14 protein-coding genes are annotated in these 12,304 nt (G+C 54.5%); 11 read left to right on the top strand and 3 right to left on the bottom strand.

Annotated features, from left to right (window positions below; genetic code table 11):
* Window positions 1-249: 249 nt before the first annotated feature.
* The 3 genes from AC2FH8_RS05910 to AC2FH8_RS05900 form a co-directional block, all read right to left on the bottom strand.
* A complete protein-coding gene (locus tag AC2FH8_RS05910) occupies window positions 250-1,311 on the bottom strand; it encodes a YeeE/YedE family protein (RefSeq protein WP_496688797.1) in 1,062 nt (353 codons plus the stop codon).
* A gap of 41 nt (window positions 1,312-1,352) precedes the next feature.
* Entirely contained in the window at window positions 1,353-1,661 is a 309-nt protein-coding gene (locus AC2FH8_RS05905; protein ID WP_142635976.1) for an ArsR/SmtB family transcription factor, read from the bottom strand.
* A 100-nt stretch (window positions 1,662-1,761) separates the two neighbouring features.
* Window positions 1,762-2,136 carry a hypothetical protein gene (locus AC2FH8_RS05900; RefSeq protein ID WP_271948177.1) on the bottom strand — a complete coding sequence of 125 codons (375 nt, stop codon included), beginning with the start codon at window positions 2,134-2,136 and terminating at the stop codon, window positions 1,762-1,764.
* 80 nt (window positions 2,137-2,216) lie between these two features.
* On the opposite strand from AC2FH8_RS05900, the gene AC2FH8_RS05895 reads away from it, so the two are divergent.
* The 11 genes from AC2FH8_RS05895 to AC2FH8_RS05845 all read left to right on the top strand — a co-directional run bounded on the left by AC2FH8_RS05895 (window position 2,217) and on the right by AC2FH8_RS05845 (window position 12,279).
* Window positions 2,217-2,957 (top strand): cytochrome c biogenesis CcdA family protein, encoded by a 741-nt coding sequence (locus tag AC2FH8_RS05895; protein WP_496688795.1) that lies wholly within the window; start codon window positions 2,217-2,219, stop codon window positions 2,955-2,957.
* A gap of 14 nt (window positions 2,958-2,971) precedes the next feature.
* Window positions 2,972-3,550 (top strand): thioredoxin family protein, encoded by a 579-nt coding sequence (locus AC2FH8_RS05890; RefSeq protein WP_496688793.1) that lies wholly within the window; start codon window positions 2,972-2,974, stop codon window positions 3,548-3,550.
* A 131-nt stretch (window positions 3,551-3,681) separates the two neighbouring features.
* Entirely contained in the window at window positions 3,682-4,158 is a 477-nt protein-coding gene (gene soxX, locus AC2FH8_RS05885) for a sulfur oxidation c-type cytochrome SoxX (protein WP_142635844.1), read from the top strand.
* A 46-nt stretch (window positions 4,159-4,204) separates the two neighbouring features.
* The gene (gene soxY / locus AC2FH8_RS05880; protein WP_142635846.1) at window positions 4,205-4,621 is read left to right on the top strand and encodes a thiosulfate oxidation carrier protein SoxY; all 417 of its coding nucleotides are present in this window, start codon (window positions 4,205-4,207) and stop codon (window positions 4,619-4,621) included.
* Window positions 4,622-4,655: 34 nt separating this feature from the next.
* Window positions 4,656-4,985: a thiosulfate oxidation carrier complex protein SoxZ gene (gene soxZ / locus AC2FH8_RS05875; protein WP_142635848.1), complete on the top strand. Its 330-nt coding sequence runs from the start codon at window positions 4,656-4,658 to the stop codon at window positions 4,983-4,985.
* Window positions 4,986-5,055: 70 nt separating this feature from the next.
* Window positions 5,056-5,901, top strand: a complete 846-nt coding sequence (soxA, locus tag AC2FH8_RS05870; protein ID WP_496688791.1) for a sulfur oxidation c-type cytochrome SoxA — start codon at window positions 5,056-5,058, stop codon at window positions 5,899-5,901.
* Window positions 5,902-5,988: 87 nt separating this feature from the next.
* Window positions 5,989-7,686: a thiosulfohydrolase SoxB gene (gene soxB / locus AC2FH8_RS05865; protein ID WP_496688789.1), complete on the top strand. Its 1,698-nt coding sequence runs from the start codon at window positions 5,989-5,991 to the stop codon at window positions 7,684-7,686.
* A 24-nt stretch (window positions 7,687-7,710) separates the two neighbouring features.
* Window positions 7,711-8,973, top strand: a complete 1,263-nt coding sequence (gene soxC / locus AC2FH8_RS05860) for a sulfite dehydrogenase (protein WP_496676312.1) — start codon at window positions 7,711-7,713, stop codon at window positions 8,971-8,973.
* Window positions 8,957-10,282 (top strand): c-type cytochrome, encoded by a 1,326-nt coding sequence (locus tag AC2FH8_RS05855; protein WP_496688787.1) that lies wholly within the window; start codon window positions 8,957-8,959, stop codon window positions 10,280-10,282. Before soxC ends, AC2FH8_RS05855 begins: the two co-directional genes overlap by 17 nt.
* A 2-nt stretch (window positions 10,283-10,284) precedes the next feature.
* Entirely contained in the window at window positions 10,285-10,989 is a 705-nt protein-coding gene (locus AC2FH8_RS05850) for a c-type cytochrome (protein ID WP_142635858.1), read from the top strand.
* A 27-nt stretch (window positions 10,990-11,016) separates the two neighbouring features.
* Complete coding sequence (locus tag AC2FH8_RS05845) at window positions 11,017-12,279, top strand: FCSD flavin-binding domain-containing protein (RefSeq protein ID WP_496688785.1); 1,263 nt, start codon at window positions 11,017-11,019, stop codon at window positions 12,277-12,279.
* Window positions 12,280-12,304 lie beyond the last annotated feature (25 nt).

The raw sequence follows: 12,304 nt of genomic DNA, 5'->3' as shown, positions 1-12,304 counted from the left end.
TTTTCGTTTGCGCGTTTGTCCCGACCTTCTGAGGGCGCAGAGAACAGGCTGAAGCAAGGGCTCGATAAGCCTTGGTATGTCCTTAGAAGCGAGATCGAGGACAAAGTCGGAAAGAGAGCGTTTTGGCTTGCTTTTGTGATGGCAGAGTCGCCAGCACCATCACAAATTAACCGGGTTTCTTTAGGTCTTGGTGCAGGGCATCAGCTGCACCGGTGCAAACCCGGATTCCCGCTGATTTGAACTGTGAACTCAACGCTCAGTTATGAAGGACAATCCAGACACAAGCTGTCTCAATCCAAGTGCTGCGCCTGCAAAGATTGCAGCGAATGTTACGGGCGCGCTGTAGGCCAGAAGTGAGAATGCAGATATGCCTTGACCGACGCTGCAACCAACCGCGATGATCGCACCTGGACCCATAATCGCAGCGCCCAGCATTTGCCGCTTGAGTTCACGTGGATCTTCGCATGCTTCCCATCGGAAATGGCCCTTAGACCACGACCCCAGAAACGCGCCAATGAGAACGCCGGAGACTGATCCGACCGCAAAGGACAAAGTGTTTCCGGACGCAGTCATAAGGTAGAATATTGTGTCACCCAGGGGTGCCGCGAAGGTATGGGTTTGCACCGGCTCACCATCGAAACCATGTGTTGCAACCCAATTCGTGCCAAGCCAGCCCGAAACGATTGCCAGTCCAACTACAGACCCCCAAAACACCTGTGCCGGAGCGCGGCGGAAGCGATGGCTTGCCAAAGCAAAAAACACCAAAGCCACACCGATAACAGAGCCAATGAGCCAAGCTGGAATAGAGGTCAACCGTTCGGCAAGAAAGCTAATGCTCTGGGGGCCATTGAGATCCATTTCCTCTGGAAATATCCATACCCGCAGATAGGCGAGGGGTCCGGACATTACGACATAAGCGGAAAGACCCATGATCAAAACAATAACGAATGATCGAAGGTCACCACCTCCCAGCCTTGCCAGCGCACCATAGCCGCAGTTACCGCAGATGGCCATTCCGTACCCGAACATGAGGCCCCCCACGATCGAACCGAGGGGGTTCCAGGTCTGCGCAAGATACCTTGTTCCGACAGGGTCAAGTCCCCCCAACGCCATAGCGGTGTGGCTGCCGACAATCGCAACACCGATTGCCATTGCCCACATGCGCAGCCGCCGGTCATCATCTGCGTAAAGGTAGTCTTCGATTGCACCCAACGTGCAAAAACGGCCGATGCGTGCGGCCAATCCCAATACGATGCCACCAATCAAACCGATCAGAGCAACGGTATTTGTGTCTCCCAATGCTTCGAGCATTGCCAGTCTCCTCCCAAAGCTGGCGGCTTTCTGACCGGCTTCTACTTCTCCCTGCAGAAAAGGTCGTAAACGACTTCCAGGATTTGGGTCGAACGATCATCAGCCAATCTGTAGTAGATCGTTTTCCCCTCGCGTCGTGTCTTCACCAAGCCCTCGAAGCGCAAGCGGGAGAGTTGTTGAGATACCGCGGCTTGACGCGCTGAGAGCATTTCCTCCATCTGCGTGACCGATTTTTCCCCTGACGACAGATAACATAAAATCATCAGGCGCCCCTCATGGCTGATTGCCTTGAGGAAATTTGACGCGGTCTGAGCATTCTCCATCATTCTGTCCATGTCTTCGGCGCACATGTCCTTGGAGAACACAGGCAGGTTCGAAGATTTGTCCAACAAGATCGCCTCGCTTTCATGGCTTCACGCATTCAAAACAGTTTATGTAATATACCGCAGTTTATCCAGAGGTCTCAATTAGTATCCCAGCGTCACGCAGTAAAACGCCCAACACACCCCAGAAAAAATCTTCACCGGGATAGCCTTCGATTCGTCCGACCTCTCGGCCATTGTCCAACAGAACAAAGGTTGGTGTGTAGTAGAGAGGCCGTTCCAATGTGATGTCGTCAGGCATGGCTGCGTGGATATCGACACGCCGAAGCGGTGCGGCATTTCCTTCAGGTGTCTTAGGGTAGATTTCTGAAATTTCGGAGTCCCAGCGGGCGCACCACATGCACCCATCTTCTTCTGCCATCAGAAGCGTCATTTCGGCCCGTAAAGCCACGGGAAAAACAAGCAACGTGATCGCAAGCAAACGTAGGATTAGGTGGCGCATCCAAAGCTCCGATTGACCGCAGTGACATATCTTTATAATTTTGAATGTGTGAATGATAGCGCGCCAGGACAGGTTTGACCATGCTCGACATTACTTTTGCAGGAGCTTTGGTCGCCGGACTTTTGTCCTTTCTGTCGCCTTGCATCCTGCCAATTGTGCCGTTTTACCTCAGTTATCTGGCGGGGGTCGGTATGGAGCAGATTACAGCGACATCCGCCATTTCCGGCGAAGTTCGCCGCCGGGCAACGCTTGCTGCAATCGCATTTGCGGCTGGAATCATAACCATCTTTATGGCTCTCGGGGCCACGGCTTCGATATTTGGTCAGCTGGTACGAGAATACTTCGATATTCTGCGTTGGATTGCTGCAGCCATCATCATAGCGATGGGCCTGCATTTCCTGGGGTTAATTCGCATCGGGTTCCTGTATCGGCAGTTACGTGCAGATATTGGCGAGACATCAAACGTGAGCCTCACTGGGGCATATGTACTTGGATTGGCATTTGCTTTTGGCTGGACGCCCTGTGTTGGGCCGGTGCTCGCTGCAATCCTGTTTACAGCGGCCGGAACCGAAACGGCTTGGCGGGGCGCGGGGCTTCTGTTCGTTTACGGGGTTGGAATGACTGCACCGTTTGTTCTGGCGGCCTTTTTGGTTCGCCCCTTCATGCAATGGATGGCGCGGTTCAGGAAGCACTTGCCGCAGATCGAAATGGCAATGGGGGGGCTGTTGATCCTGTTCGGGGTCCTGATCGCAACCAACTCGATCAATCACATCGCACAATGGATGCTGGACTATATGCCCTGGCTTGCGGCCATAGGTTAATCCGGGAGGAAGACATGAAACGCACTTTGTCAGTTTTGATCGCATGCATGATAGGGGCTGCAGTCTCTGCTGCTGATCTGGGCGACGATGGATTGCATAAAACACCGTGGATGCGTGACACGTTCAAAGATCTTCGCGAGGATCTTGAAGAGGCGTCAGGTGAAGGTAAGCGGTTGGTTTTGTTCATTGAACAACGGGGCTGCATCTACTGTAAAAAGATGCACGAAGAGGTTTTCCCACAGCCCGACCTGGCGGCGTTTATCGAAGAGAACTTTTTTGTCGTCCAGCTGGATTTGCATGGAAGCACCACGGCCACAGATTTTGACGGAGAAGAGAGTGAGCAGAGAGCGCTGATGCGCAAATGGGGGATTCTGTTTACCCCAACGCTTGTTTTTCTGCCGGAAGAGGTGCCCGAGGCTGCCTCAGCCATCGATGCTGCCGTTGCTGTAATGCCGGGAGCATTCTCCAAGGGAACAACCTTAGACCTTTTCACCTGGGTCGATCAGAAGCGATATGAACTTGATAATGGCGAAGATTTCCAAAGGTATCACGCGCGGCGCATTCAGGAGCGAAACAATATTTCGCAGGAGTGAGATTGGGCGTTACAGATAAAAAAATTCATTATGATGAATTTGATGTTGCGATAAACCATGTTCGTCGACTACGGTGCACAAAGTCTTTGGGTCGCAAAGCGCCACAGGCGCGGTAGCAAATGGGAGGGATCATGAAGCTGAGACTCTTAACACTGGCATCCGCTATGATGGGCGTTGCCGCATTTGCCGAAGAGACAAGTCCGAAAGACGTACCCTATGACGACTATGGTGCAATCGAGGTCTCTCTGACCGATGTTAATGGGGACGCGGCAAACGGTGCACTCATCGTTGGCGACAAGTCCAAAGGTAATTGCGTGGCATGCCACGCGGTCTCAGCTTTGGCGGACATTCCGTTCCATGGTGAGGTTGGCCCGATGCTGGATGGCGCCGGTGATCGTTGGACCGAAGCAGAGCTTCGCGGTTTAGTCGCAAACGCAAAAATGACGTTCGAAGGCACGGTAATGCCGGCGTTCTACAAGGATGACGGTTATATCCGGCCAGGCGATGCCTATACGGGCAAAGCGCCAACGGCGCCTCTAACGACGATCCTGACTGCACAGGAAATTGAGGACGTGGTCGCGTTTCTAGCGACACTGAAAGAGGAATAATCTCGCCTTCTGGCGTGGCTTTTCGAAGATTCAAAGGAGATTGAAAATGGAACTCTCTCGCCGCGAGACTCTGGCCCTTGGGCTGGGCGCCGCGTTCCTGACAATTATGCCGCTACGAGCGAATGCAGCTGCTGAAGATGCGATCTCCGCATTTTCAGGCGGGGCAGATGTGGCTGATGGCGGTGTTACACTGACGGCACCGGAAATCGCGGAAAACGGAAACACCGTACCAATCGAAGTCAGTGCTCCGGGCGCAGCTGCAATTCTGATCGTGGCCGCAGGCAACCCCGAACCGGGTGTGGCAACGTTCAATTTCGGCCCGCTGGCTGCTGAACAAGCCGCTTCAACCCGCATCCGTCTTGCCGGAACGCAGGATGTCATTGCCGTGGCGAAGATGGCAGATGGCAGTTTTGCCAAAGCGTCCGCGACCGTAAAAGTGACAATCGGCGGTTGCGGCGGTTAATCGCCACGCGCCCTGAAGAACAGGAGATTAACCAATGGCATCCGGTGTAAAGCCCCGCGTCAAGGTTCCAAAGACAGCCGCTGCTGGCGAAGCTGTTACGATCAAGACACTGATCAGCCACAAGATGGAAAGCGGCCAGCGCAAGGATAAAGAAGGCAACGTCATCCCGCGCTCGATCATCAACCGTTTCACCTGCGAGTTTAACGGTGAAATGGTGATTGATGTGACTATGGAGCCAGCGATTTCGACAAATCCGTACTTCCAGTTCGAAGCAACCGTGCCCGAGGCCGGTGAGTTTGTCTTCACCTGGTACGATGATGATGGCTCAGTTTACGACGAGAAGAAAACGATCGAGATCGCCTGACGGCTCGACCACTAAGGAAGGTTAGCGCTGGTTGTGATTTCTGGCGCTGGCCCACCAAGGGAGGAACGTAATGAATACCAAGGCACTTACGGCGATCGCGGCTGTTCTGGCTTTCCCAATGGCAGCAATGGCTGGACCGGACGAAGATAATCTTGTGATCAATGACGAGCTGAATATGACCTCGGTCACCGAGGCCGCGGCGCATCTGGAGAATTTGGACACGATCTATTCGGGTTGGCATTTCCGCACAGATGAAACTCAGGCACTGCAGATTGATGATTTTGACAATCCGGCAATGATCTTCGTCGATCAGGCAGCCGACCTCTATGAGGCAGTTGATGGTGCTGCAGGTGAAAGTTGTGCCTCGTGCCATGATGGAGTGGAAAGCTTCAAAGGATTGCAGGCGTCCATGCCCAAGGTCGATGCTGAAAGCGGCGAGCTGGTGGTTATGGAAGATCTGATCAACAAGTGTCGTACCGATCGCATGGAGGCCGATGCCTGGAAATGGTCTGGTGGTGACATGCAGGGTATGGTCGCATTGATCGGTCTGCAGTCACGCGGGATGCCCATGAACGTTGCTATTGATGGTGATGCCGCGCCATTCTGGGAAGAGGGCAAGGAAATCTATTATACCCGCTACGGTCAGTTGGAACTGAGCTGTGCCAACTGTCATGAAGAAAACTGGGGCAATATGATCCGAGCGGATCACTTGAGCCAGGGTATGATAAATGGATTCCCTACCTATCGTTTGAAGCAGGCCAAACTGATCTCGCGCCACAATCGGTTCCGCGGTTGTATTCGCGATACACGTGCTGAAACCTTTGCCGAAGGGTCGGACGAGTTCCGGGCACTGGAGCTCTATGTCGCTTCGCGTGGCAACGGGCTTTCAGTCGAAACCCCAGCTGTACGTCAATAACGAATGACCCGCCTGGGCAATGCCCGGAGCGGGTTTTTCACTTATATAACATTCACACATATATATGTGTAAAAGGAAAGCTGATAGATGATTTCTCGACGTGACTTCTTGCAGGTTTCAATGGCGGCCTCGGCTCTGTTCGGAGCGTCCGGGTTTGGCAACTGGGCCAAGCTTGCTGCGCAGCAAAGTCTAACGCAGGATCAACTGCTAGAGTTCGAGACCTTTGGCAATATCAGCCTGATTCATGTCACCGACATTCACGCGCAACTCAAACCAATTTATTTCCGTGAACCCGAAGTCAATCTTGGTATTGGCGATGCAAGAGGACAGATGCCGCATGTTACTGGCGCCGCGTTCCGCAAGGCATACGGGATAGAAGATGGAAGCCCGTCGGCCTATGCGCTGACCTACACCGATTTTGAGTCACTGGCCAAGACCTACGGTCGGGTGGGTGGCTTGGATCGGGTCTCAACTGTCATCAACGCCATTCGAGCGGACCGTCCTGATGCGTTGCTTCTTGACGGGGGTGATACTTGGCACGGTTCTTACACCTGCTATCAGACGGCCGGTCAGGACATGGTCAACGTCATGAATGCGCTGAAACCCGATGCGATGACTTTCCATTGGGAGTTCACGTTGGGCAGTGATCGTGTCAATGAGATTGTCGAAGGTTTGCCTTTTGCCGCCTTGGGGCAGAACATTTTTGACGCGGAATGGGATGAGCCCGCAGAGATGTTCAAACCCTACAAGTTCTTTGATCGGGGCGGTTCCAAGATTGCGGTGATCGGACAGGCCTTCCCTTACATGCCGATTGCAAATCCGGGATGGATGTTCCCCGAATACTCGTTCGGGATCCGGGATGAGAACATGCAGGAAATGGTGGACGAAGTTCGCGATGCCGGCGCCGATGTCGTTGTCGTCCTAAGCCATAACGGCTTTGATGTGGATAAGAAGATGGCGGGTCGCGTTCAGGGGATAGACGTTATCCTCAGTGGCCACACCCATGACGCACTGCCCGAGCCGGTTCTGGTGGGTAAAACGCATATAATCGCCTCTGGATCGAACGGCAAATTCGTCAGCCGTGTGGATCTCGACGTGCGGGATGGGCAGATGATGGGGCTAAAGCACAAGCTTATCCCGATTTTCTCTGATGTTATTGCACCAGATCCTGCGATCACTGCTCTGATAAATGATCAGCGCGCGCCTTATGAGGCGGCGCTGAGCGAGGTGATCGGCAAAACAGACTCGTTGCTGTACCGCCGCGGCAACTTCAACGGCACTTGGGATGACCTGATCTGCGATGCTCTGATCAATGAGCGTGAGGCAGATATCGCAATGTCGCCCGGCGTCCGTTGGGGGCCGTCAGTCCTGCCGGGGCAAGAAATAACGCGAGAGGATATTTGGAACGTCACCTCGATGTCCTATCCGAACGCCTATCGCACAGAAATGACCGGGGAGTTCATCCATGTCATCCTGGAAGATGTCGGCGACAATCTGTTCAATCCCGACCCCTATTACCAGCAGGGTGGCGACATGGTCCGCGTTGGCGGGCTGGGTTATCGGATCGACGTAACCAAGCCGCAGGGGCAGAGGATCAGCGACATGACGCTGTTGAAAACCGGTGAGGCGATCGACCCGGCCAAGTCCTATGTCGTGGCCGGTTGGGCCAGCGTCAACGAAGGCACCGAGGGCCCGCCGATTTGGGATGTCGTCGAAAACCATGTTCGCAACCTTGGCACCGTAACGGTGCAAGAGAACACCAGTGTCGAAGTAATCGGCGCTTAAGAAACCGATGGAGACCTAAGAGATATGGATGACGCGTTCAAACCGTCCCGCCGGGCCTTCCTGAAAGGCAGTGCCGCGGTCGCCGCAGGATCCGTTGCAGGTGCGGCAGCGGCAGAAACACCCGACCCACTGATAACAGAGCTTCAGGATTGGGCATCTTATACGGGTGCAGGTGTTGATGAGACGCCTTATGGCATGCCGATCAGCTTTGAATCCCATGTCGTGCGCCGCAATGTGGAATGGTTGACCGCCTCTCCGATTTCGTCGATCAACTTCACGCCGATCCACGCGCTCGATGGTACGATCACTCCGCAGGGATGCGCCTTTGAGCGTCACCATTCAGGCGCGATCGAGCTGCGCAAGGAGGACTACCGCCTGATGATCAACGGGCTGGTTGATCGCCCGCTTGTCTTTACATACGAAGACATTGAGCGGTTCCCGCGCGAAAACCACGTGTATTTCTGCGAATGTGCGGCGAACACGGGTATGGAGTGGGCTGGTGCGCAACTCAACGGCGTCCAATTTACTCATGGCATGATTCACAACATGGAATACACCGGTGTTCCGCTGCGCACGCTGTTGCAGGAAGCAGGTGCCGACATCTCACCTGACAAATGGGTCTATGTTGAGGGCGCAGATGCGTCGTCCAATGGCCGCTCTATCCCGATGGAAAAAGCGCTGGATGACGTGTTGGTTGCATTCAAGGCGAATGGCGAAGCGCTGCGGATGGAGCATGGGTACCCTGTGCGTCTCGTGGTGCCGGGTTGGGAAGGCAACATGTGGGTCAAGTGGCTGCGCCGGATCGAGGTTGTCGATATGGCGGTCGAAAGCCGCGAAGAAACATCAAAATACACCGATGTTTACGTCGATGGCACGGCCCAGAAATGGACTTGGGTGATGGATGCTAAGTCTGTCATCACCTCACCCAGCCCGCAAATGCCGATCAAACACGGACCGGGTCCGCTGGTCATTTCCGGGCTTGCCTGGTCAGGCCACGGACAAATTACACGGGTCGATGTGTCAAAGGACGGTGGGATCACATGGGAGACAGCGCGTCTTGGTAAGCAGGGCGACACCAAGGCTCTTACACGTTTCTATCTCGATACGAACTGGGACGGGGCGCCAATGCTCTTGCAGGCCCGGGCAATAGACGAGACCGGTTATGTGCAACCAACCAAAGACCAGTTGCGTGAAAAGCGCGGAGAAAACTCGGTCTACCACAACAACTGTATCCAGACTTGGTACGTGAGCGCAGAAGGGATCGCCGAGAATGTTGAAGTCTCTTAGTCATGTTTTCCTGCCCGTATTTGGCGGTACGGCGTTGGTGCTTGCGGTAGCTGTGTCTTTCGCGAACCGGAACTACGGCCACTCGAAGATTGAGACATTGGAGACCCGGATAGGGCAGGTTGAGGCGCATGCAGCAGTTGCCCAGGAGAATGCGGAAGCAGAATCCAAACGAGCAGCCGAACTGGAGATCAAAGTCGAAGAAATCCAGGCTGCGGCGGCAGAACGGGTCGCCAATGGTGCGAACTTGACCACAACCGCGCCCATCCGCGAGAGCAGCCTTGGGCTTGGGCGGTCGGCACTGAAGGAAGAGATTGCGGCCTGGGACGTTGACGTCTTGCCTGATGGGCGTGGCCTACCCGTAGGTTCAGGCGACGTCTGGACCGGAGAAGAGGTGTTTGTCGCCCGCTGTGCGTCGTGCCACGGTGAATTTGCCGAAGGTGCCGCTAACTGGCCTGTTCTGGCCGGTGGGTTTGACACGCTTGCAGACGAAGATCCTGTAAAAACCGTTGGGTCATATTGGCCACATTTGTCGACTGCCTGGGATTACATTTCCCGCTCAATGCCCTTTGGTGAAGCGGGCACGCTGACGGCGGATGAGACCTACGCAATTGTCGCATACATCCTCTACTCCAATGATTTGGTGGATGACGATTTCGAGCTGAACAACGAAAACTTCGCCGAGTTCAAAATGTACAATATGGACGGTTTCGTTGTAGATGTACGACCCGAGACCGAATACACTGAATGGCGCAAAGAGCCTTGCATGGAGAACTGCAAGGCAGAGACCGCCGTCACTATGCGTTCTGTTTTTCTGGTTGAAACGCCCGCGGAGGGTGGTTCGAACTCGGTCATGAATAATGCCAGCCCGGATGAGTTGCCGACGTTTTCGGCAGAAGGCCCCTCGTTCATTCCAACTGCAGCGCCAAAGCCTGATGAAGAGGCCGCAGCCATACCGGCCGCTCAAGAAACTGAAGTGACAGACGAGGTTACAGAACTGGCTGCTGCCGGAGAGAAAGTCTTTAAGAAGTGTAAATCCTGCCATCAAATTGGTGAAGGTGCAAAGCACAGCACTGGGCCTGCTCTGAACGGGGTAATCGGAGCTAATGCTGGATCGGTCGAGGGCTTCAAATACTCCAAAGCGATGCAGGCGTCTGCGGAGGCAGGACTAGTCTGGACCGATGAAGAAATGACTGCCTTTCTTACGAAGCCCAAGGAATACATGAAAGGCACAAGGATGTCTTTTGCAGGTCTTAGAAAACAGGACGATATCGAAGCTTTGATCATCTATCTTAAGACGTTTGGAAGTTGACGATGCGTTGGTCGAACGCGCTTGTCTGTGCCGCGTTCTTTGGGGCTACTGCTTCATCGACCTACGCTGCAGAAGACCTTGGCGATGCTGAGGCAGGGAAAGCCGTGTTCGCCAAATGCAAAGGCTGTCATCAGGTTGGAAAGGGGGCCGAAAACAAAATCGGTCCGCATCTGAATGGGATTTTTGGGCGCAGGGCAGCTGGTCTGGATGGCTTTAGCTATTCCAAAAGCCTTGCGCGCGCGGGTAGCTCGGGTCTGGAGTGGCACGCTGACACACTGTCTGCGTACATCGAAAACCCACGTGCATTCGCGTCAGGCACCAGGATGAGTTTTGGTGGCCTGAAAGACCCGGAAGACCGCGCCAACGTGATCGCCTATTTGCGGGATTTTTCCGACAATCCTCAGGACATCCCAGAAGCGGACCCGACGGCGAAGGGCACGGATCATTCTATCGACCCCGCGATCTTGGCGATTCAAGGAGATCCGGAGTACGGCGCATATCTCAGCAGCGAATGTACAACGTGCCATCAGATCGACGGAGGCGATGAGGGCATTCCCTCGATCGTGTACTGGCCTGACGAAGACTTCGTGGTCGCCATGCACGCATATAAAGACAAACAGCGGCCACATCCGGTCATGCGAATGATTGCCGGACGGCTGAGCAATGACGAGATCGCGGCATTGGCTGCCTACTTCAATAATCCATAGTGACGGTGTCCAAGAGGAGGAATCGCGATGACGCTAAATAGACGAGTATTTCTTGGAGCCGCCGGGGTGGTAGCAGCCGGGTTATCGGCACCGATGGTGTTGGCGCAAGGCAAACCACGCGTGGTAATTGTCGGCGGCGGTGCGGGCGGTGCAACTGCTGCGCGCTACATCGCAAAAGACAGCAGGGGTGAGATCGACGTAACGTTGATCGAGCCGTCGCGGACCTATTACACCTGTTTCTTCTCAAACCTGTATCTGGGAGGGTTTCAGGAGCTTTCGGACATTGCCCACAGCTATGGCACGCTTGCCGCGAACTACGGCATCAACGTGGTGCATGATTGGGCCACAGGGGTGGATCGCGATGCCAAGACTGTGTCCTTGGCAGGTGGCGGGTCCGTTCCATATGACAAGCTGATCCTGAGCCCGGGTATCGACTTTGTTGATGGTGCGGTCGAGGGCTGGGACGTCTCGGCGCAAAATAAAATGCCGCATGCGTACAAGGCTGGATCTCAGACCGAGCTTCTCAAGGCGCAGATCATGGCAATGCCCGAAGGCGGTACATTTGCAATGGTCGCGCCACCGAACCCGTACCGTTGCCCACCCGGACCGTATGAGCGGGTTTCAATGGTTGCGCATGTTCTGAAGGCGAACAACCCGACAGCAAAGATCATCGTTGCCGACCCGAAACCGAAGTTTTCCAAGATGTCATTGTTCCAAGAGGGTTGGGCCAACCACTATGAAGGAATGGTTGACTGGATCGGCGAAGATTTCGGCGGCGGCAATGTCGCCGTAAACCCGGATGCAATGACCGTTACTATCGACGGCGAAGAAACCAAGGTCGATGTCTGCAACGTGATCCCAGCGATGAAAGCCGGACGCATTGCGGAAATGGCAGGGGTGACCGATGGCAACTGGGCACCCGTGAACGCCGCGGATATGTCCTCCAAAGCCGACCTGGATATCTACGTTCTTGGTGACGCCAGCCAACAGGGTGACATGCCCAAATCCGGCTTCTCGGCCAACAGTCAGGCGAAAGTCTGTGCGAATGCCGTGCGAGGTGCGTTGACCGGGTCCAAAGTGTTTCCGGCCAAGTTCTCCAACACCTGCTGGTCGCTCATCGACACCGATAATGGCGTCAAGGTTGGCGCAACTTACGAAGCGACTCCCGAAAAGATTGCCAAAGTGGACGGCTTTATCAGCCAGACCGGCGAAGATGCGGACTTGAGAAAAGCAACTTATGAAGAGTCGCTGGGTTGGTACGCTGGTATCACTTCAGACATGTTCGGTTAAGGTATTCAGGGGCTTTGACTGGTGT

The sequence above is a fragment of the Ruegeria sp. CDSC025 genome, assembly GCF_059610805.1.
The sequence above is the reverse complement of the archived record's forward strand: the minus strand, read 5'-3'. Positions and strand labels throughout refer to the sequence as shown.